Origin of the sequence: Pustulibacterium marinum (genome assembly GCF_900116665.1) — a bacterium.
Classification (GTDB): domain Bacteria; phylum Bacteroidota; class Bacteroidia; order Flavobacteriales; family Flavobacteriaceae; genus Pustulibacterium; species Pustulibacterium marinum.
In genome coordinates, this window is sequence record NZ_FPBK01000006.1 from 44,880 (window position 1) to 66,868 (window position 21,989).

The window sequence follows — 21,989 nt, forward strand, 5'->3', positions numbered from 1 at the left end:
GATTATGAACATTAAAAAATATAAATATTTAATACGTACTACAATAGCATGTGTGTTATTTGGTACAAGCGGATGTACGGATTTGTCTGAAAATGTATATAGCACGCTTACAGAAGATAATATAGATTTAACAAGTGATCAAGACATCTCAAGATTAACAGGTTATGTTTACAACGAAATGCGATATGTATATTGGGGATGGAATGGATTATTTGATATACATGAAGAATCATCAGATTTGATGATGACACCTTTGCGTATTGGTGTAGGTTGGGGAGACTTATATATATCTATGCATAAGCATGACTTTAACCCAAATATAGACCATTTTTATACTATATGGTATTATGCTTATACAGGGATAGGTTATGCTAATAGATTATTAGATATGCCACAAATTCAAGAAAATGCACTTCAAAGTGCTAGAATTAGAACAATGAGAGCATTATACTATTATATTCTTTTTGATTGTTTTAGAAATATACCTTTAGAAACTACTCAAAATGTAGAAGCTGGTTATGTACCAACTCAAGCTACACCTCAAGAAACATTTGATTTTATTGTAAATGAATTGAATGAAGTAAAAGAAGATTTGGGTACAGAAAAGATTTATGGGTATCCAAACAAGTACATGGCAGAGATGGTTCTAGCAAAAGTGTATTTAAATCATAATGCTTGGTTTAATGATTTTTCAGATAATCAATATTATCAATTAGCATTAGATGAAGTAAATGATATTATTAATAACGGAGGCTATTCATTATCACCAACCTATAAAGATAATTTTCTAGCAGATCTTTCGGGTAACAACGAAATCATTTTTGCGCTCCCGTTAGATCAAAATTATGCTTCTCACAATTACAACGTCAATAAAGCATTGATTAGCGATGGTGCGCAGGCTTTCGGTTATTCTGGTTCACCTTGGAATGGTAGTTGTGCAATACCACAATTTATAGACACATACCATCCAAACGATAAAAGGTTAAATGATACGTGGGCTAATGGTCAGCAATATCATTATCAAACAGGAGCAGCGTTAACAACTAATGCAGACGATCAAGGTGAAGTAAATTTAGTTTACACCAAAGAAGTACATTCTATAGATAACCCAGGAGCTTATATGTTAGAAGGGTATCGATTTGTAAAAAATGAAATAGTACCAGGCGATGAAGGTACATACGGCGATGATGTACCATTTTTTAGGCTAGCAGACGCTATGTTTATTAAAGCTGAATGTTTGTTACGTTTGGGAGGTAATCAAGGTGAAGCTGCAAGTATTATTTCAGAAGTGCGCCAACGTTCTTTTGATGATGCTACAGATGCTACTAGAACTGCTTCAGATCTTGTAGGACCTAGTATTTATGATTATGGTCATAGAGAATACACTAGTACAGGAGCAACAAATTACAGTAATTTAGTGGCTACTTACGAAGGAGGAAATGATATAGAGTTTGGCGGCTTGTTAGATGATTTAGCTTGGGAGTTTGTAGGCGAGCATCATAGAAGACAAGATTTAATAAGATTTAGGTTAACCAGTGGTAATACCAATGTCTATAATGGTAAATCATGGTTTTGTAAAGATGCCGAATTAAATACTCAAGAAGGATTGAATAAAAATGTATTTCCAATTTTTCAAACATTTATAGATTCAAACCCTAACCTAATGCAAAATCCTGGATATTAATTTCTAAAAAATAGACGAATGAAATATTTAAAAATAACTACTATAGCAATAGTACTTTTAAGCGTTTTTTTAGTTGCTTGTGATCAAGATGATGATGTAAGTGTTAAGCACGTTTACACAGATGAAGAAATTGCTTATGCAGATTCTCTTGCTGCTGCCCAAGCAAATATCAATGCAGATAAATTTTATACATATGAAATTACCATGCCTATAGATACAGTTAACTATTCTGGTGTCGATATTTCTATAGAAACTACAGAATTATTACAAGATTTAGAATATAGCGATAATGCAGCTTTAACAACTGCTCTAGGAGAAGTTACTGGTGGCACTCAAACAGGTAATCAAGTAGATTTCTTAGCTATCAATTCATCAACTGGGTACGATTATGGTGGTGGTTACACCGCTAATGGTTTTGGGTATTGGTTCGATGGTTCTGGAGATGTAGTATCATGGGGAGATACCGATGCAATTTTTGCAGAATGGGATATGGAGACCTTTACAGCATCTTTAGGTCAACATCCAACACGTTTAGAGACAGATCAAGAAATACAATTAATACATATTTTTCAAAAAGGAGAGTATAGAGTTGCTGTAGTATTTAATATTACCGGAGGTGAATACTTAGAATAAAGTTTTTTTTAAAATTGAGTTAGTGTAAAAACCGAAATTATTATTTCTATAATTTCGGTTTTTTGCTTTTTATTATAGTATTCAACCACTATAATAGTTGTTAAGAGATATATGAAGTTAATATAGTATTACTTTACGCTAAGATTACGTAAACATAATGCATATATAATCAGTATTTTTATTAGAGTAAAATTAACCAACCAACCTAATATTTTAATATGAAAAAACTTAAACATGTTTTGTATATGTTTTTTGTAGCTATATTATCTTTTTCTGTATATGCACAAGGTACTATAGAAGATTATAAAAGAGCAGAGACTGTACAAGAATTGTTTAGTAATAAAGTATACCATAATCCTTCTGAGTTCAATTGGGTAAACAATAGATATGTTTGGTATAAAGATAATTCACAAGATGGTATAGTGTACTATATGGTTGATGCTGATGAAAAAAAACAAGATATAGCTTTTAATCATAATGAATTGGCTAGTCAATTATCATCTTTCACCCAAAGAAGAATAATTTCCGATAGTCTAGAGTTAACTAATGTTACGTTTAATAACGAGTTAGATGTTTTGTCTTTTCAGTATCATCATGTTGCATACGATTTTGAAATTAACGATGCTAAATTAATTCAAAAGGATAGTGTAAAAGAAAATGATAAAACAAATAGATCATATTGGGGTGGTTTTAGAGATGATAAAAAGGGCAAGCCAGTCTTGTCTCCAAATAAAACATATAAGGCGTATATTAAAAATCATAATGTATACATTTCTTCAAGTACATCTTCAGAAGAAATACAATTAAGTTTTGATGGTTCTTCTGGCTTTTACTATTCAACACATTTAATGTGGTCTCCAGATAGCGAAAAACTATTAGCATATAAAGTAAAACCTGGTGAAGACCATAAGATTTACTTTGTAGAATCTAGCCCAAAAGATCAAATACAACCTAAATTACAAGAACGTCAATATAGAAAACCGGGTGATGAAGTAGATTTTATAAGTCCGCAATTATTCAATGTAGAAAGTAAAAAACAATTTAAAATTCCTACATCAGAAATACAACAACAATACAATCTAGGTAGTTTTGAGTGGTCTTCAAACAGTAATTTTGTAACATTTGAATATAATCAAAGAGGTCATCAAGAATATAAAGTATTCAAAATAGATGCTACCACAGGTAAGTTGTCAACAATAATAAGAGAAACAAGTACTACATTTATAGATTATAGTAGCAAGCGTTATAAGTATATAGTAAATGATTCTCAAGAAATAATATGGGCTTCAGAACGAGATGGTTATTATCATTTGTATTTATATGATGTTAAATCTGGAAAACTCAAAAACCAAATAACAAAAGGGAAATGGCCTGTACGTAATGTAGTTCATGTAGATGAAAAAAATAGAGTAATATATTTTACTGCAAGCGGATTGTATGATAATCAAGATCCTTATTTTATACAATATTGTAAAGTAGATTTTGATGGTAGAAATTTTAAAAAACTAACATTTGAAGACGGTAATCATCATGTAACATTTTCGCCAGACTACAGCAAGTTTATAGATGTTTACTCAAGAGTAGATATGGCTCCTGTAGCTGTATTGAAAGAGACTAGCAACAAAAAATCATTATTACTTTTACAAAAAGCCAATATAGCTGCTTTACAAGCAACGGGTTGGCAAACTCCAGAACCTTTTGTAGCTAAGGGTAGAGATGGAAAAACAGATATTTGGGGTATTATAGTTAGACCTACAAATTTTGACGAGAAAAAAATATACCCTGTAATAGAGTATATTTATGCAGGGCCACATAGTTCTTTTGTTCCTAAAGATTTTACGCCATACTACTGGGCAATGAGCTCATTGGCAGAATTAGGTTTTATAGTTGTACAAATAGATGGTATGGGTACATCAAATAGGTCTAAAGCATTTCATGATGTATGTTGGCAAAATTTAAAAGATGCAGGATTTCCCGATAGAAAATTATGGATAAAGGCAGCAGCTCAAAAATATTCTTACATAGATGCCAATAGAGTGGGTATAAGAGGCACATCTGCAGGAGGACAAAATGCAGGAGCAGCATTGGTTTTTAATTCAGACTTTTATGATGTAGCAGTAGCATCTTGCGGTTGTCATGATAACCGTATGGATAAAATTTGGTGGAACGAGCAGTGGATGGGGTATCCTGTAGGGCCACAATATCAAGAATGTTCAAATGTAGTTAATGCACATAAATTACAAGGTAAATTAATGTTAATGGTTGGCGAGGTAGATGACAATGTAGATCCGGCATCTACTATGCAATTTGCAGATGCTCTCATAAGTGCAGGAAAAGATTTTGAGCTAGTAGTTTTACCTGGAGAAAATCATACAGCAGGAGGCGAATTTGGAGAGCGAAAACGAAGAGATTTTTTTGTAAAACACCTTTTGCATATTACACCTCCAGATTGGAGCTTAATATATCAGTAAATAAATTATAACTGTGATGAAAAGAATATATTTATATATAGTATGCCTTTGTTTTAGTATCGTTAGCTACGCTCAAGGCGATCAAATTTTAGATGGTATTGGTGAAACCGGACTCATTGCTCGATATGTGTTAGATGGTGATGTAAAAGATTGGTCTAGAAACAATTGGCATGCAGAAACTGCAGGAGTAGCTTCGTTTGTAGCAGATGAACAGTTTAAAAAAGTAGTGTCTTTATCTAAAGGAAGTTACTTCACTCTTCCGGGAGCTGCTGTAGTTGGTGAGGAATCACTAAGCATTGCAGGTTGGGTATATGCAAATACTTCAGAAAAAAATCAGCAATTCATAACTTTTGAAACCAAATCGTCAAGCATAATTGTATATCCCACAGGAATCAACGAACAATCAGGTTTTGTAATTACTATTCATACCAAAAAAGGAAAGCAGTACAAGATTACGGCTACAGAAATGCCTTTAGAAAAATGGACGCATGTTGCTGTGGTGTTCAATATACCTTCAAAAAAAATACAAGTGTATCTTAACGGTACTTTGGCAAGCGAAATACAAGACATTCAACTAGAATTAACCGATGTTTTTAATCAAAATGATTCAAATCTTTTAACCATAGGGAAGTCGTTTTCGGGTAAATTATCAGATATTCGATGCTATAGAATTCCGCTTTCAGCAAATCAGTTAGAGCGTATTTACCACAATACGTTGGCAGATGGTAGTGTAAACGAGCATGAAGAACTAGAAGACGATTTACCAAATTTTCCCGAAGATCAACAGCAACTGTATAACACCTATTTAACTGCTGTAACAAATGTTGAGGTGAGTACTACCGTAGGTACGTTGCCAAGATTACCAAGGTATGTAAAAGGTACTTACCAAAACGGAATTGCAGGGCCGCTTGTGCGTGTGCTATGGCCTTCGCCAAAAGATAATAGTACTGTACAAAAAGCAGGAAGTTATACCATTACGGGCAAGGTAGCTGGTACAAATTTTAAACCCATTGCAACAGTTCATGTTTTGCAAGAAAAGGTAACCTATAAACCGCAAGAAAGCTTAGCGTCTTTTCGTTTAGAAGCGGTTTCTTTAGTTTTAGACACTCACCAAGAGTCTACCAAGTTTATAGAAAACCGAGATAAATTCATCAATACTTTAGCAAATACAAATCCAGATTCATTTTTATATATGTTCCGAAATGCTTTTGGCCAACCACAGCCAAAAGGAGCAGAGCCTTTAGGGGTTTGGGATACACAAGAAACCAAATTACGCGGGCATGCAACTGGGCATTATTTAACGGCAATCGCGCAAGCCTATGCAAGTACAGGTTATGATAAAGCGTTGCAAGAAAACTTTAAAGACAAAATGGAATATATGGTGAATACCTTATATACATTAGCGCAATTATCAGGTAACCCAACCGAGTATCATAAAAATTTTGTAGCAGATGCTACCAAAGTTCCTCCGGGAAAAGGCAGAGCTGATTTTGATTCTGATTTGAGTGAAGAAGGAATAAGAACTGATTATTGGAACTGGGGTAAAGGTTACATCAGTGCGTATCCGCCAGATCAATTTATCATGTTAGAGCACGGTGCAACATACGGAGGGCAACCAACACAAATTTGGGCTCCTTACTATACGTTACACAAAATTTTAGCTGGTTTGATGGATGTTTATGAAGTAAGTGGTAACGAAAAAGCATTAACGGTTGCTGAAGGAATGGGCAATTGGGTACATGCACGTTTGAGTCAGTTACCTACCGAGACCTTAATTAAAATGTGGAATAGATACATTGCTGGGGAATTTGGCGGGATGAACGAAGCTATGGCACGTTTGTATCGTTTAACCGGCGAAAAAAAGTATTTAGAAACTGCAAAATTGTTTGATAACATTAAAGTATTTTTTGGTGATGCGCAACACTCACATGGTTTGGCAAAAAATGTAGACACGTTTCGTGGGTTACATGCCAACCAGCATATACCACAAATTGTGGGTGCTTTAGAAATGTACAGAGATGCAGCTATTGTAGAGTATTTTGCAGTAGCCGATAATTTTTGGTACAAAACTAAAAACGATTATATGTACAGTATTGGTGGTGTGGCTGGAGCACGAAATCCTGCCAATGCAGAATGTTTTGTAGCCGAACCCGCAACGTTATTTGAAAACGGATTTTCTTCCGGAGGGCAAAATGAAACTTGCGGTACTTATAATATGCTGAAACTCACCAGAAATTTGTTCATGTTCGATCCTAAAGTGGAGTATATGGATTATTATGAGCGTGGTTTGTACAATCATATTTTAGCTTCAGTAGCTAAAGACAGTCCTGCGAATACGTACCACGTTCCGTTACGTCCCGGTTCGGTAAAATCGTTTGGAAATGCTGATATGACAGGGTTTACCTGTTGTAATGGTACAGCTATAGAAAGCAGTACAAAGCTTCAAAATACTATCTATTTCAAAAGTAAAGACAAAAAAACGTTATATATAAACTTGTACATACCGTCTACATTGCATTGGGAAGAACAGAAGGTTACTATCAAACAAGAAACTACTTTTCCTAAAGAAGACGAAACCAAAATAACCATTAATGGTAAAGGCAAGTTTGCAGTAAAAGTAAGAGTGCCACAATGGGCAACTAATGGATTTTTCATTAAAGTAAATGGTAAAGATCAAAAGGTAGATGCACTGCCTGGAAGTTATGCTACGCTAAACAGAAAATGGAAAAAGGGAGATGTAATTTCGCTTAAAATGCCATTTTCGTTTCATTTAGAACCTATTATGGATCAACAAAATGTAGCAAGTTTGTTTTATGGTCCGGTATTGTTGGCTGCACAAGAAACTTCTGCCAGAACCACATGGCGTAGTATCACCTTACCAAAAGAGAATATTGGTACCGCTATTAAAAGAATAGGGGCTGGTCTAGATTTTACAATAGATGGTGTTGCATTTAAACCATTTTATGAAACCTATGGCCGCCATTCTGTATACCTAGATATTACCTTAAAATAAAATTAAAAACACCAACCATGCGTATAAAAAAACTAAGTTTTATGGCCTTTTTGGTCTTGTTAGTAGGGTGTAACCAAACAACTACTACCTTGTTATCACCACAAAAAGGAGAAGAACCTCAAACAGCAAATTGGCAATACGAGCCTTGGGTCGCACCTAGCCACTACAATGCTACAGCATCATCTCAGTTTGATGATGAAGTATTAACAATAGCTTCAGATACGTTAATTGCAGAACGTTGGTTTAAAAAAATACCCGTAAAACCATTTGCCAATTATAGAGTTACTGGTAGTATAAAAACTGAAAATGTAAAAGGTGAACATGGTGCGGGAGCTGGTTTTGGCTTAGGGAAATTTACCAAAGAAAACGATACCATTTTTACGGGTACTACAGATTGGACAACCGTTGCGATGGAGTTTGAAACTCAAATGGATGATAGTTTTATGCTAGAGTTGTTTTTGGGTAAAAATGGTAAAGCAAGCGGTACAGTACATTTTGATAATTTAAGGCTAGAAGAACTCAGTGCAACAACCTTGAAACCATCTATACAAATAGATCTTACTCAAAAAGAAGCTCCTATGTCGCCCTACATTTATGGGCAGTTTATAGAGCATATGGGCAAATGTATTTATGGTGGTATTTGGGCCGAAATGCTTCAAGATCGTAAATTTTACCATCCTATAGGAGCAAAAAAATCTCCATGGAAAATAAATGTAGATACTACCACAGTAAAAATAGATAGTACCCATAGCTATTCAAAAGGTAATTTTCCTGTGTTTCAAAAAGTAACCAATTTAGAAGTTTCGCAGACAGATTTAGCCTTAGAGGCAAACAAAAGCTATGTAGGGCATGTGAATATAAAGAGTAGCGGAATTACATCTTTAGAAATCTCTCTTGGCGATACTACGCAAACTATTCAACTAAAGAAAAGCAATACCTTTCAAAAAGTACCATTTGAATTCAATACGAATACTACAACCGATTCTGGTATTTTCAACATAAAATTTAACGGTACAGGTACTATCAGTTTGGTAGCTATTTCGTTAATGCCTTCAGATAATGTGCAAGGCTTCAGAAAAGATGTTTTGGCGTTGCTAAAAGAGCTTGATGCACCAATTTACAGATGGCCTGGAGGAAATTTTGTTTCAGGATACAACTGGAAAGACGGTATTGGCGATCCAGATTTACGACCAACTAAATTTGAAAGAGCATGGAATGGGTTAGAGTATAACGATGTTGGTATACACGAATTCATGCAGTTGGTAGATTTATTAGATACCGAAGCTAATATTGCGGTAAACACAGGTTTAGGTACTGCTGAAATGGCTGCGGAAGAAGTAGCTTATTTTAATGGGGATGCTTCTACCAAAATGGGGCAATGGAGAGCCAAAAATGGTCATGAAGCTCCGTATAACATTAAGCTTTGGGCAGTGGGTAACGAAATGTTTGGCGATTGGCAATTGGGTCATATGCCTATTGAAGACTATGTGAAAAAGCATAACGAAGTGGCGGAAGCTATGTGGGCTGTAGACCCAACTATAGATTTAATAGGAGTAGGTTTTCCTGGCCGTTGGAACGATATGATGTACGAAAACTGTGCTGATAATATGACCTTTATTAGCGAGCATTTTTACAAACAAGATTGGCATGCAGGTGGTTTGCTTACCCATGTAAACCAAATGCCAGCAACTATAAAAGACATTGCCGAAGAACACCGTAGAGCTCGTAAAGAACATCCAGAAGTGGCGAAGAAAAACATTAAAATTGCTATGGACGAATGGAATTATTGGTACGGCCCACATGAGTTTGGTTTATTGGGTACACGTTACTTTTTGCGAGATGCTTTGGGTATCGCGGCTGGTTTAAATGAGTTTTCTCGCCAATCAGATATCTATTACATGGCAAATTATGCACAAACCGTAAATGTAATAGGTGCTATAAAAACTACCAAAACCAAATCTTGGTTAGAAGGTACAGGTTTGGTGTTAAAACTTTATCGAAATGAATTTGGTACGCAACCTGTAACTTTTTCGGGTAATGCCGCTCCGCTAGATGTAGCTGTTACTTTAACAGAAGATGGTAAGTATCTAACCATTTCTGTAGTAAATGCAACGCATGATGAAATACCATTACAACTGCAAGAACTTTCAGAAAACATAGCAACTGCAGGTACTGCTTTTATTGTACAAGGTGCAAACGATATGGTGTATAACGATGTAGCGCATCAAGACAATATTTACATCAACGAAACAGCTGTCAATATTAAAAACAATAGCCTTCAAATACCTAAAGAGAGTGCAGGTATTTATAAATTCAAAATCAATCAGTAAAACACTTATAATGCAATATAAAAAGCTACTTACTGCACTTTTTTGTGCAACTATAACCACAACAGCATTGGCTCAAAAAGAGCCATCGGAGTATTGGAATAACGTTAAAGATAGGCCTTCTACTTTAGGGGTAAACGATGGTTTTTCGACATTTGAAACTACTGAATTTAAGCTGAAATTGGTAAACGCCTCGCAAACCATTGCAGGTTTGTACCCAACAAGCAACCCAACATTCGATTTTACAACTGGCGAACGTATTGCCTACAGAGATAAAGACAGTATTTACTATTTGGGCGATCTTACGTTTTCGCTTAAAGATGCAAACGGTAATTATCAGCATTATTCTACTGCATATCACAGAAAGCCTGTTACAGCAGTAGATATGCCAGAAACACTTGCTGCAGCAAATTTGGCAAATACGTTACCTAGTAACCTTCCGTTAGAAATTATCAGATTTTATAAAGAAGAAAACAACGCATTAGTGTTAGGGTTTACCATACGCAACACTACTGCGCAACCTGTAGAAATAGGTGCTTTGGGTGTACCAATGCCTTTTAATAATATTTTAGAAGGAAAAACACTAGACGAAACGCATGCCGATAATGTATTTTTTGATCCTTACATTGGTTTAGATGCGGGGTATCTAGAAGTGAAAAAACTTAGTGGTAAAGGGCAACCTTTATTGGTGTTACCAAACGAAAATATGCCTTTTGAAGCATATAGACCGTTGAATGAAGACCCTACAATTAGAAGTATTGTTTTTGAAGGTGTACATGAATGGATGCCATTAACCAAAGCTTATGCTGAAAATGAGTGGAAAGGAGTAACTGAATGGAACGAAGCAACTTCACTTGTATTGAAACCGGGAGAAAGTAAAACATTCTCCTTAAAATTAGTGTTAGCATCTTCCATAGAGAAAATTCAGAATAAACTAATCGAAGAAGAGCAACCAGTTGCTGTTGGAGTTCCTGGATATGTATTACCGATGGATGTAGATGCACAATTATTTTTAAACTATTCAGAAAAAATAAAAGAGATAACGGTAAGTCCGTCAAATGCATTAACAGTTACCAAAACCAAAAAAACTAAAAGTGGTTACCAAGCCTATAAGGTAAAAGGAAACCAATGGGGCAGAGCTAAGGTGGTGATAACTTATAAAGATGGTAAACAGCAAAGTATAAACTATAAAGTAATAAAACCAGAAGCCAATGTAGTAGACGACTTTGGTCATTTTTTACTAACCGAGCAATGGTTTGATACCCCAAACGATATTTTTGGCAGAACAAATTCTGTTATTTCTTATGATTACGAAACCAAACGTCAAGTTACACAAGATAGCCGTGCTTGGGTAGCGGGTTTAAGCGACGAAGGCGGAGCAGGTAGTTGGCTTGGTGCTGTAATGAAGCAATTAGTACAACCCGAAAAAGAAGAGATTGCACAGTTAGAACAATTTATAGACGATGTTGTTTGGGGCGGTATACAGTATAAAGAAGGTAAAAATAAATATGGTGTAAAAAAGAGTGTATTCTTTTACGAACCAGATTCGTTACCAAAAGGTACCTATAGCGATAGTATAAATTGGAACACTTGGGCTGCTTGGGATATTAAAGGAGCAAACGATCCTGGCCGTTCATACAATTACCCTCACGTTGCAGCAGCCTATTGGGTAATGTATAGATTGGCTCGTTACCATAAAGGGTATGTAACCCACCACAATTGGCAATGGTATTTAGAGCAGGCATACCATACTGCAGTTACAATGCCAAAACTAGCACCATGGTATGCAGAGTTTGGGCAAATGGAAGGTACAGTGTTTTTAATGATTTTGAAAGATTTAAAACGCGAGCAACAAACCGAAATGGCAACTACTTTAGAGACCGCCATGAAACAACGAGCAGACCATTGGAAATCGCTTAACTATCCGTTTGGTAGCGAAATGCCTTGGGATTCTACGGGACAAGAAGAAGTATATATGTGGAGCTTGTACTTTGGTTACTTAGCGAAAGCAAATGTTACGTTAGATGCTATTCTGGCCTACATGCCAACCATGCCACACTGGGCTTACAACGGAAATGCTCGTCGTTATTGGGATTTCTTATATGGTGGAAAATTATCTCGTGTAGAACGTCAAATTCATCACTACGGAACGGGTTTGAATGCTATTCCAGTATTAACGGGTTATCGTCTAGATACCGATTTTTATAAATTAAAAGTAGGCTACGGAGGTTTGTTAGGGGCTATTTCTAATATCACAGAAGATGGTTTTGGGGCAGCAGCTTTCCATTCGTACCCAACAGAGTTGCGTATCGATTATTTATCGGGTGATTATGGTTCTAATTTCTTTGGATATGCGGTAAACGATGCAACCTATCTTACGCATACAGAAGTTTTTGGGTGGTTGGCTTTTGGTGGAAACCTAACGGAAAAAGGAAATGTCATTACTGTAAAAAATACGACAGCAGCACAAAGTAGAATTTTTATAGCTCAAGAAAAACTATGGATTACCCTAGATGCAGGTACTGTAGAAAGCTTTAGCTACAACACAAAAAATGAAAACATAGAACTTACATTAAGTCCTGCAAATTCATTCACTAAAACAGCATACATCAATATTGAAGGTGAAGATTATACTATAAATGCTTCAAAAGAAAATGGAGCGTATGTGATTCCTTTGGAAACGGATAGTAAAGTTATTTCAGTAAAGAAATAAATTACAAAAAATAGATGTTAAAAGGCGTTCTGTAGATGTATAGAACGCTTTTTTTTATGAAATGATCTATAACTGTTATTTCAATACGATAACTAGATACAACATAAGGATAGGTAGAAAGATTAAATAAATGTATTCAAGCACCTTTTTTACCTGTAATTCTTAAAATGAGCAAAAGAAGATATTACATAACACAAATGAAAATGGGTGAAAAATAGAAAGTTTATATATGGTAAATGTTTTCATTTAATAAGTTGATAATTGAGAAGTTAATTGAATTTAAGCTTAACAAAAATCATCATTTTAACATTTTATTTGGAAAAATAAACAAGAAGACATTATTTTTACCACACCTTAAAACACCCACCATGAAAAATTTAATAATACCTACTTTAGTATGTGGCTTGCTATCTGCAAGTATGGTCGCCCAGGAAAAACAGGATGTGACCCAACAAAATTTATTTGTTGCTGTTGAGAAAAGTTTTGAATTAAAACTAGCTCAATATGAAGAAAGCCAATCTATTTTTACAGATGCTTCGTTTGCAGCACAGTTTCCAAAAGTATTTCAAACATCTTTGTTAAATCCGGATGCTACGGTTTTTGGAGGAAAAGCAGCTTCGTATGCTATAGACAAGCGAAGCCATGCAATGAGTATCAACTACAATGTACCTTCAAAAGATAGTCAATGGTTGTTCAATGTAGGTTTTAATTTAAAAGGAACTACTAATGGATATGCATTGTATAAAAGAGATACCTGGTACAATGTATTAAACCTTTCTTTTGGCGCTGATCATGTGTTAAAAACTTGGGGAAGCAAAGGATCTGGAGATACTGAAAAAACTGTGCAAACTCAAAAAAGTAGAAAGGCAATTGTACATCAAGAATTGGAAAAACTAAAAAACCAAACCTATTTAGCGCAACAAAAACTAACAGATTCTACAAGTATAGATACCTATACCAATGCAGTTTTGAATAGTTTTGACAGCAAGTTGCCAGCAGGTAAAATGTATGGTGCTATGTGGCTTAATTTAACTGCAAATGCAGGTTTGACCACATTTGGAATAGCTGGAACTGCGAATATAGATGAAACTATTCAGGATAAATACAAGGCAATGTTTCGCCCTTCTGTAACAGCTTCTTTAAACTATTTTAAAAGAACCGCTAAAGTAACCAAATATGCTAAAATCTATGGAGGCTTTACTTGGGGAAATATATTTGATTCCCCTATTTATAGTGATATGAATATGAAAGTTGTTTCTTCAACATTTGGTTATCAGGTGTTAGATGCTAATAATCGTCGTATCACAGCTTATGAAGATATTAAAGATAAAATTACGTATATAGATGCAGGAATATCGTATGCGAATTTCTTTGCTTGTAAACAAGCGTTAGGCCTTAGTTTGAATGCTGCTGCTAATTTTCCTGTGAATAATAATTCAGCAGGAAGCTACAGTCCAAATTATTCAGTTTTAGCAGGACCAATAATAAAAATGACTGGAAAAAATGATTGGACGGCTGCAACACTAAGCATAACAGGAGGAATTGAAAAACGTTTATATTCTCAAGTGGCATTTAATGACGCAGTCTTAAAAATAGGATTAGCCGTACCACTAGAGCTTTTCACAAAATAACGAGTCATTCAAATTATAAAAAAGAAGCTTAGTAAAGGCTTCTTTTTTATTTTGGAACAGTTTCGCCTATCATCACTCCAAAAGGTCCTCCGGTTTGCAACCAATTTTCAGAAGGAGCGTAGGTTTGGGAAATAGCACCATCAAGGTAGAGTGCATTTTTACATCCAAATTGTTTAAAGAAATCAGCAAAAGTATATAGGTTAACAGGATATTTGGTCATCACAAAGAGCATGGATCCATCAGGTAAAATACCTACACCATTTCGGATGTTCAAGTTGCTGGATTTTTCTCTAAAGGCTTTGTGGATTTCACCATCTATCAAAAGCATAGGTCCAGATTGTGTGGCAAAAGTAATGTCGTCACTAAGTTTAAAATCTTTAGTTTGTTGTACGTGTGCATTACCATCAGCTGTTAAATAAAAGATACCGTTCGGTTGTAAATAGAAGTTGCCATAGGCTTTTTGAACGGTATTAAGGGGTTGAATAACTTTTCCGTTTTCAATATATAATCCTAGAGGTTTTCCTTCCTTTGTAAACATCCCGGCGTTCATTGCAAAAACAAGAGAATCACCATTTTCGGAAAGTTGATCTCTTAGGTTTTTTAACGTTCGATAGGCTTTGTTATTCTTGTTTTTATAATACAACCGTAAGTTAGAAGACAAACTTGTTTTATGCACAATATAAACATCGGTGTTTTTGAGAACTTGTGCTGTAATACCCGAAATGCTTCCTAGAATCAAAACTAAGAGTGAGAAATATAACTTCATAAAATTATTTTTTCTGAAAGGTACAAAATGTGAATGCTTGCTCAGTGTCAAATGGTGTAATGTGTATATGCTCTGAACAAGCTAATTTTTTAAAATGAGAGTCAAAAGCTGTAATAAGTTCTTGCGATGAATATTGCTGAATTGCAATACCACTACATTTTTGAGGACCCTTGTTACTAAACGTACCAATAATTGCAAATCCGCTAGGTTTAACAGCCTTTGAAATTATTGTTTGATACGTTTTAATGGCTTTTTGTTCTGTTAAGAAATGAAATGCAGCTCGGTCATGCCATAACTGATAGGACTTGGTTGGAGTAAAATTCAGTACATCAGAGACTATCCAGTTTACTTGAGTTTGTTTTGGTCCTATTCGTTCTTTTGCACGTTCAATTGCTTTTGAAGAAATATCTAAAACCGTAATATTTGTAAAACCCAATACCAGAAGATGATCTACCAAGAAACTATCGCCACCGCCAACATCAATTATGGAAGCATCCAAAGGTAAATTCAACTTTTGAATAGAAGCTAAAGAAGTTTCTGGAACAGGTTGGTACCAACTTACACTGTCCAAAGACTTTGTTTCGTAAATATGATCCCAGTGTTCTTTTCGTTCGGTAGTATTCATAGGAGTGTAATGTGCGTTAAGAAACTATGTTGGTTTGTCTCAATTGTATTTTGTTTTCAACGGTAATCTCAGAACCTTCTGCTAATAACACATTTGCTGGAGTAGCGTTGGAAAGAAACGCAAATTCTTCTCCATATAAAGCACCAAAATCAGCATGTATTATATAATTGCGTACAGGATATATATTCCATTGTGGGTGGGTAACTTCATATTCGTTAGATTTCGTAGCATTTAGAGCAGCATACCCCCAATAATGTTCTGTTATAAATTCAGATAAGCCTCCGGGAATTATAGGTTCTGATTTTGGACTTGCAGTCACTTGAAATTCATTCCATACAGCATGTTTCCATCGGTAATGTACCATCAATTCTTGTTCATTATGAATAATTTGATGTTCCATTGGCATGGTTTCATAATTTTCATTGTAAACAGTGTTTGCAACAAAGGTAAGTGCTGGTTTGGGAACAATTTCTTTGATAAAAACAACTCCACGTTTCCATTCTTTACCATCAAATCTTTTCACGTAAAAGCGAAGGTTTACTTCTTCAAAGTTCACATGGAAAGGTATTTTCAATCCTAATAATTTAGTATTTTGAAATAGGAAACCTACCAAACTTATATAACAAACTCCGTCATACGTATCCAATTCGGTTCCATAGGGAACATAATTAGTAAGTATTTCAGGGGCTATGGCATAATTGGCAAAAGCTAGTTTACGCCATTCGGCTTTTAAAAAACTCATTCACTTCTTTTTAAGGTCAAAATGCTAAAATACAAAACAATAATGCATAAAGATGTAGGATTTTAAAATCGTGATCGAAACGAGATACTTTTGAAAAAAGTATGTTCCCGCATGAAAACTGTTTACTTTTGTCGAGGCAAAACAAAAAAATTGAAAGCAAAAGATACAGCCATACAAACCGCTTGGTTTAGCATTTTAGGAAATACGGCACTGGCATTCATCAAAGGTGCAGCCGGAGTAGCCGGTAATTCCTACGCATTGATTGCAGATGCTATAGAGTCAACTGCCGATATTTTTGCATCTATTTTGGTGTTATTAGGGTTGAAATATGCCAAACGTCCTGCAGATGAGAACCATCCATACGGACATGGAAAAATAGAACCATTAATAACCTTTGCTGTGGTAGCATTTTTGGTAACCTCAGCTACGGTCATTGCTTATGAAAGTATTCAGCATATTCAAGAACCGCATCAAATTCCAAGTTCATGGACATTGTATGTATTGGGAGCCATCATCATTTGGAAAGAAGCTTCTTTTCAATATGTAATGAAGAAAAGCAGACAAACCAATAGTTCTTCTTTGGCTGCAGATGCTTGGCATCATCGTAGTGATGCAATTACTTCCATCATGGCCTTTACTGGAATTACCATTGCATTGATAGGGGGAAAAGGTTTTGAAAATGCAGATGACTGGGCTGCTTTGGTGGCATCTGGTTTTATACTGTACAATAGCTATAAAATATTTCGTCCTGCATTGGGCGAAATTATGGATGAACATAGGTATGATGAACTTATGGAAGAAGTTCGTAAAAGAACGATGGAAGTGTCTGGAGTTTTGGAAACCGATAAGTGTTACATCCGAAAATCTGGTGTTCGTTTTCACGTAGATCTTCATGCCATTGTGGATGGAAGTATTACGGTAAGAGAAGGACACGATATTGCACACGCTATAGAAAACCACCTTCGTACCACCATTGCATATTTAGGGCATGTGTTGATACATATAGAGCCGGAAGAGGAGTTAGAAAAGATAACACAAGCCTAGACAAATTAGTTTTAGAATTATATCGCAGTATTAAGATGTAGTATAGGTTAAACTAAGACTCTTCTATAAAGGGTGGTGTTAAACGGTTTTGATAAGAAAACAATACCAAACCTACTTTGGATTTAATATCGTAACGATCAAAAATAGCGGCACGATATGCTTCAATAGATTTTACGGAAAGTCCCATAATATCAGCAATCTGATCATAGGTATATTCTTCTGGTTGACAAACCAATGTTAAGAACTGCATTTCGCGTTCAGATAGTTGTATGTGGGTTTGCGGAGTCGGTTTATTTTCAAAACTACGAACTCGCTTCAAAATATCAGCTACATTGCTATAACCTATTTTTACAATGGCATCAATGGTACTTTTGAGTTCCTGGGCGGTACAGTTCTTGTGTAAAAAACCACGTGCACCATAGTAATATGCCTCATCAATAATAGCTTCATCAAAATTTTGAGTGAGCAACAAAAATTTTAAGGTTTCTGTTTGTGCTCCCAGAGCTTTTAAAACTTCAATACCATTTTTAAACGGCATGGAGTAATCCAAAATATAAAGATCGGGAGCAGGGGAAAGTGGCAAAGCTTCTAGAAAGGATACACCACTATCAAATTCATGTGTTACTTTGTAGGTGTCCATACGTTCTAGCAATCCTTTTAATCCTTGACGTACTATTTTATGGTCATCAATTAAGCATAGGGTAGTTGTATTCATGTGGTGGTTTTTTGTGTAAGTATAATAGTGGTTCCTTTACCTGGTTTCGAATCGATAGCTACTTCATAGTTGATCACAGCCGCGCGATGAACTATATTTTTGAGTCCTAAGGTATTATTTTGTTGAGTTCGTAGATAATCAAAGCCTTTTCCGTTATCGTTGATGTGTAACTTAAAAACAGGATTGGTATCAAGAATAATATCCACTTTTCGTGCTTCTGAATGCTTAAAGATATTATTCATGATTTCCTGAAAAATTCTATATACTAGAATGGTTTCATTGGTGTCGTATTTCTTTTGTAAGGAGCCGTGAAGTGTGAAATAAATTTCAATGGTATTGTTTTTCTGTAATCGTTCTACTTCCTGTGCAATGGCTTTTACCAAACTGTGTTGTAATAATAACTGATTGCTAAGCGAATGGCTTACAGATCTGATCGACTGAGACAAATGTCGCAAAGAATCTGAAACAGGAGTAAGGGTTTCGCAAAATTCAGGATGGTCTAACTTCAAATTTTCCAATTGAAAATTCAGAAAGGTTAATTGTTGTCCCGCATCATCATGTAAGTCTTGTGCAATATTGTTTAGCGTTTGTTCTTGCGTTTCTATAATCGTATCGTTCAGTGTTTTTTGAAATGCCAAATCCTTTTCATAGAGCATTTGTGTATAGCTTTTTACTTTGTGTATATAGAGCTTGACAATCAAAACACAAAATAAAATAACCAAACAGATAAATAAAAATCCGATGATAATACCAACAGCAAGTTGTTCAAGAGGCATGGGCAATTTGTTTCCTTTCTCTGTAAATATAAATATTGATAAGGGTATAACAGATGAAATTTGAAATATTCATTATAAATGTATACACAGTTACCGACTTAAAGATAACCACTCTTGTTAAATTAGAATCCTTAAAACCAAAAAGAAAACTTGCCCCAATAAAAAATAATAACGGTGCTAAAATTAGTAAGTATTCGTTAGATAGATAAAATGAGAAATTCTCTTCCTTTAAATAATAAAAACTTAATATAATAAATATCAAAACATACAAAAGAGATCCAGATATAAATACATGATAATTAAATGTATACAAACCTTCAATAGATAAAGTATTATAAAAGGAAAATATCAGATATAGAAAAGGTAAAACAAGTATTTTTTTAGTATTCAAATTAAAAACGTAATACAAAATATAGAACCATAAAATATTTAACGTTACAATCACTACATTAGTAGTGATTGCAATATTACCTTCAAAGCTTTGAATTAAACTACATAAGACCTCATTAAAGGAAGAAATACCTACCACTCCTAGTAAAAGCTTATTTGTTTTTTTTCGATAAGAAATTCCGGAAAAAGCTAAAAAGAATAGTGAAGAAAACACACATAGCTTTATAAAAAGTTCTTCTCTATTTAAAAAATATGATAAAAAATTAGTAATCATAAATTTTTACTTTCCTCTAATACCTGCCATAGTAGGATTATGTGAAAAATCATAATATTTGTTGGCTAGTTGAATGAATGTACTTTCCATATTGTCAATTATTGCATTAGACAAGGATACTGGGCTACTAGCGTTAATATTTGGAGTTATAGTCAATAGAGCTTTGATGAATGGAATTGAGAAACATCCCGGTTTTAGATTATTATTGGCTATAATATCAACATTTATATCAGTACCACTCAAATCAAAATAAACAAAGTTGGCATAGGTATCAGCTATAAAATTTAAGCCGGTGCCAAATTCTGTTTCGATCTTATTAACTAGTTGACCTACTGTGGTATTTTTAGTGTTTTGGAAACTAGGTAAGGCATCGGTATATTCATGGTTATCCAATAAAAATGAGTAAGAATGGCTAAAGTCGATAAACTGTTCAATGTTTATGAGCATTTTCAAAACTTCCACGCCATTATTAAATGCATGGATTAAATCAATAGCGTGGTGTGATGGTAAAGTAATACTTGTTTCTTTATGAGATTTATAAGTCTTCCAGACAGAACTGTTCTCAATTTCTTTTTTTACAATAATTACTATTGGCATAATTTCAAAAATTTTAGGTTAGTATTTAGTATTAGGTTTTTTATGCTTCAAAAGATACAAATAAAATAAATTGTACTTGTTTATTTTTTTATACAACAGTAAAATCCATTTCATTGATTTTGATGGATTTTATGATTGTCGTTCAAACTGTAAAGTGCTCCGTATAATTGATTGCCTAAAAGCAAATACACAGGCGTATGGTTTAAAGTATTTGAAACACCTATAAAGCTGATATTTCCCGTAATTCCCAAATCGGGTGTATGCAATAGCAAACCTTTCAAAAACGGGATTAAAAAATAATTAGATAGCATGGTACGACTACTGACCTTGGCCATAGAAAATTGAGGTTGAACAGTAATGCCAATATAACTCGTATAATCATCAGGTATTCGGGCTAGCGGCATTCCGTATAATAATTCAATTTCATCCAAAAACTCATACAAGGGCATGGTTACCCTATATTGAAAAAGTGCATCAATACGGTTTACTTGATGACTTTCTACCAAATAGCGATAGGAAAAGTCAGCGTCTATATAATGTTTGATCTTTGCTAAAAAATCTGAGATCTGCTCTCCATTTTCCAATACCAATTGCAAATCCAATACATGATGATGTGTACCTCCGGGGGCCACATAAGTTTGGTAGATACTCCAATCTGCATCTTGTTCTATCGCTTTGGTTACACCTATGGTCATGCTCATAATTCGTTCCTTTTTCAATAGTGGCAAGGTATTTATTCAAAGATGGAAATAGTAAGATATATGACTACTACGGCATTAGGTTTTACCATGAAAGAGAAATAGGGGTTTCCCTAGTTGACAAAAAAATCATCAGGCTATCTTATTTTTCCGTATTTTTAATAGCAACAAGAAACGTTTGTTTGTATGAAAGATACTATTCAGGAGTTTTGGGATGCAGTAGCTTACGACACGGCCTATCTTCGAATGGCTACGGTTAATTTTAAGAAGACCGAACCGGTGGTCTCGTACCTTATGGAAATTCTGGCAGATGTACATCCGTCGCTTAGTTTTGTTATCCAAGCGGGATCTAAAGAATTAACGATGACCATCACTGCTAGTGGTGATCCGGATGCGTATTTATATGTTCCGCTTGTGGTAGAAAGAGCGCCAAAGATAAAAGGATTAGAAGTAGTTGCATTTACCCAACCAATGGATGAAAAAAGTATTGCCGGTATGAAAGAGCCTTTTGAGTTGGATGATATTCGGTTACAGGTGAACGAGATGCATTTTAATTTTATAACTCTGGAAAAGGATGAAAAAGGAGTATTGATTATTGCTTTTAAAGAGTACTTTCGGTACAAAAACCATCCACAATTAGATGAAGCCATACAGTATGTACTAGACAGTATAATTGGTGAAGTATTGTATAACAGATATATCGATTTCTTTTTTCTGGAAATGCCTGAGGAGGAACCGGGTGATATGTATTTGGGGAACATCAGCCAGCTGCCGGATTTTTTGGCTTCTTTATGAACTATTACAGATCAAGTAGATCATAAAACAACAAGAGACCATAAAAGAGTTTATGCTTAATTCTTAAAATAATTTAAGTTCAAAAAAAGCGATGA

The 21,989-nt window shown here is 34.8% G+C and carries 16 protein-coding genes; 9 read left to right on the plus strand and 7 right to left on the minus strand.

Annotated features, from left to right (window positions below; genetic code table 11):
• Positions 1 to 4: 4 nt before the first annotated feature.
• The 7 genes from BM383_RS09710 (at position 5) to BM383_RS09740 (ending at position 14,472) form a co-directional block, all read left to right on the plus strand.
• Entirely contained in the window at positions 5 to 1,684 is a 1,680-nt protein-coding gene (locus BM383_RS09710; RefSeq protein WP_093024941.1) for a RagB/SusD family nutrient uptake outer membrane protein, read from the plus strand.
• 18 nt (positions 1,685 to 1,702) lie between these two features.
• On the plus strand, positions 1,703 to 2,317 hold the full coding sequence (locus BM383_RS09715) for a DUF4859 domain-containing protein (protein ID WP_093024942.1): 615 nt from the start codon (positions 1,703 to 1,705) through the stop codon (positions 2,315 to 2,317).
• 218 nt (positions 2,318 to 2,535) lie between these two features.
• Positions 2,536 to 4,788 carry a S9 family peptidase gene (locus tag BM383_RS09720; RefSeq protein ID WP_093024943.1) on the plus strand — a complete coding sequence of 751 codons (2,253 nt, stop codon included), beginning with the start codon at positions 2,536 to 2,538 and terminating at the stop codon, positions 4,786 to 4,788.
• Between the two features lie 16 nt (positions 4,789 to 4,804).
• Entirely contained in the window at positions 4,805 to 7,801 is a 2,997-nt protein-coding gene (locus tag BM383_RS09725) for a beta-L-arabinofuranosidase domain-containing protein (protein ID WP_093024944.1), read from the plus strand.
• A gap of 17 nt (positions 7,802 to 7,818) precedes the next feature.
• A complete protein-coding gene (locus tag BM383_RS09730; protein ID WP_093024945.1) occupies positions 7,819 to 10,131 on the plus strand; it encodes an alpha-L-arabinofuranosidase C-terminal domain-containing protein in 2,313 nt (770 codons plus the stop codon).
• Positions 10,132 to 10,141: 10 nt separating this feature from the next.
• Positions 10,142 to 12,841, plus strand: coding sequence for a DUF5695 domain-containing protein (locus BM383_RS09735; protein WP_245766564.1), 2,700 nt, complete (start codon positions 10,142 to 10,144; stop codon positions 12,839 to 12,841).
• Positions 12,842 to 13,209: 368 nt separating this feature from the next.
• Positions 13,210 to 14,472: a hypothetical protein gene (locus BM383_RS09740; protein ID WP_093024946.1), complete on the plus strand. Its 1,263-nt coding sequence runs from the start codon at positions 13,210 to 13,212 to the stop codon at positions 14,470 to 14,472.
• Between the two features lie 46 nt (positions 14,473 to 14,518).
• Here BM383_RS09740 and BM383_RS09745 read toward each other — a convergent pair whose 3' ends face one another.
• The 3 genes from BM383_RS09745 to BM383_RS09755 are packed head-to-tail and all read right to left on the minus strand — an operon-like array spanning position 14,519 to position 16,605.
• On the minus strand, positions 14,519 to 15,238 hold the full coding sequence (locus BM383_RS09745; RefSeq protein ID WP_093024947.1) for a phosphodiester glycosidase family protein: 720 nt from the start codon (positions 15,236 to 15,238) through the stop codon (positions 14,519 to 14,521).
• Between the two features lie 4 nt (positions 15,239 to 15,242).
• The gene (locus tag BM383_RS09750; protein WP_093024948.1) at positions 15,243 to 15,863 is read right to left on the minus strand and encodes a class I SAM-dependent methyltransferase; all 621 of its coding nucleotides are present in this window, start codon (positions 15,861 to 15,863) and stop codon (positions 15,243 to 15,245) included.
• Between the two features lie 16 nt (positions 15,864 to 15,879).
• A complete protein-coding gene (locus BM383_RS09755) occupies positions 15,880 to 16,605 on the minus strand; it encodes a YqjF family protein (RefSeq protein WP_093024949.1) in 726 nt (241 codons plus the stop codon).
• 150 nt (positions 16,606 to 16,755) lie between these two features.
• On the opposite strand from BM383_RS09755, the gene BM383_RS09760 reads away from it, so the two are divergent.
• The gene (locus BM383_RS09760; protein ID WP_245766565.1) at positions 16,756 to 17,649 is read left to right on the plus strand and encodes a cation diffusion facilitator family transporter; all 894 of its coding nucleotides are present in this window, start codon (positions 16,756 to 16,758) and stop codon (positions 17,647 to 17,649) included.
• Positions 17,650 to 17,701: 52 nt separating this feature from the next.
• Here BM383_RS09760 and BM383_RS09765 read toward each other — a convergent pair whose 3' ends face one another.
• The 4 genes from BM383_RS09765 to BM383_RS09785 form a co-directional block, all read right to left on the minus strand.
• Entirely contained in the window at positions 17,702 to 18,364 is a 663-nt protein-coding gene (locus tag BM383_RS09765; RefSeq protein WP_093024951.1) for a response regulator transcription factor, read from the minus strand.
• Positions 18,361 to 19,020, minus strand: coding sequence for a sensor histidine kinase (locus BM383_RS09770; protein WP_177229101.1), 660 nt, complete (start codon positions 19,018 to 19,020; stop codon positions 18,361 to 18,363). Before BM383_RS09770 ends, BM383_RS09765 begins: the two co-directional genes overlap by 4 nt.
• A 790-nt stretch (positions 19,021 to 19,810) precedes the next feature.
• Complete coding sequence (locus tag BM383_RS09780; protein ID WP_093024954.1) at positions 19,811 to 20,401, minus strand: hypothetical protein; 591 nt, start codon at positions 20,399 to 20,401, stop codon at positions 19,811 to 19,813.
• A 110-nt stretch (positions 20,402 to 20,511) separates the two neighbouring features.
• On the minus strand, positions 20,512 to 21,102 hold the full coding sequence (locus BM383_RS09785; protein WP_143106393.1) for a hypothetical protein: 591 nt from the start codon (positions 21,100 to 21,102) through the stop codon (positions 20,512 to 20,514).
• Between the two features lie 183 nt (positions 21,103 to 21,285).
• Between BM383_RS09785 and BM383_RS09790 the strand changes: the two genes are divergently transcribed.
• The gene (locus tag BM383_RS09790; protein WP_093024956.1) at positions 21,286 to 21,894 is read left to right on the plus strand and encodes a hypothetical protein; all 609 of its coding nucleotides are present in this window, start codon (positions 21,286 to 21,288) and stop codon (positions 21,892 to 21,894) included.
• The last annotated feature ends 95 nt before the right edge of the window (positions 21,895 to 21,989 follow it).

Coding starts and splice junctions, on each gene's coding strand:
- BM383_RS09710 (WP_093024941.1), top strand. CDS start 5: ATGAACATTAAAAAATATAAATATTTAATACGTACTACAATAGCATGT.
- BM383_RS09715 (WP_093024942.1), top strand. CDS start 1,703: ATGAAATATTTAAAAATAACTACTATAGCAATAGTACTTTTAAGCGTT.
- BM383_RS09720 (WP_093024943.1), top strand. CDS start 2,536: ATGAAAAAACTTAAACATGTTTTGTATATGTTTTTTGTAGCTATATTA.
- BM383_RS09725 (WP_093024944.1), top strand. CDS start 4,805: ATGAAAAGAATATATTTATATATAGTATGCCTTTGTTTTAGTATCGTT.
- BM383_RS09730 (WP_093024945.1), top strand. CDS start 7,819: ATGCGTATAAAAAAACTAAGTTTTATGGCCTTTTTGGTCTTGTTAGTA.
- BM383_RS09735 (WP_245766564.1), top strand. CDS start 10,142: ATGCAATATAAAAAGCTACTTACTGCACTTTTTTGTGCAACTATAACC.
- BM383_RS09740 (WP_093024946.1), top strand. CDS start 13,210: ATGAAAAATTTAATAATACCTACTTTAGTATGTGGCTTGCTATCTGCA.
- BM383_RS09745 (WP_093024947.1), bottom strand. CDS start 15,238: ATGAAGTTATATTTCTCACTCTTAGTTTTGATTCTAGGAAGCATTTCG.
- BM383_RS09750 (WP_093024948.1), bottom strand. CDS start 15,863: ATGAATACTACCGAACGAAAAGAACACTGGGATCATATTTACGAAACA.
- BM383_RS09755 (WP_093024949.1), bottom strand. CDS start 16,605: ATGAGTTTTTTAAAAGCCGAATGGCGTAAACTAGCTTTTGCCAATTAT.
- BM383_RS09765 (WP_093024951.1), bottom strand. CDS start 18,364: ATGAATACAACTACCCTATGCTTAATTGATGACCATAAAATAGTACGT.
- BM383_RS09770 (WP_177229101.1), bottom strand. CDS start 19,020: ATGCTCTATGAAAAGGATTTGGCATTTCAAAAAACACTGAACGATACG.
- BM383_RS09780 (WP_093024954.1), bottom strand. CDS start 20,401: ATGCCAATAGTAATTATTGTAAAAAAAGAAATTGAGAACAGTTCTGTC.
- BM383_RS09785 (WP_143106393.1), bottom strand. CDS start 21,102: ATGAGCATGACCATAGGTGTAACCAAAGCGATAGAACAAGATGCAGAT.
- BM383_RS09790 (WP_093024956.1), top strand. CDS start 21,286: ATGAAAGATACTATTCAGGAGTTTTGGGATGCAGTAGCTTACGACACG.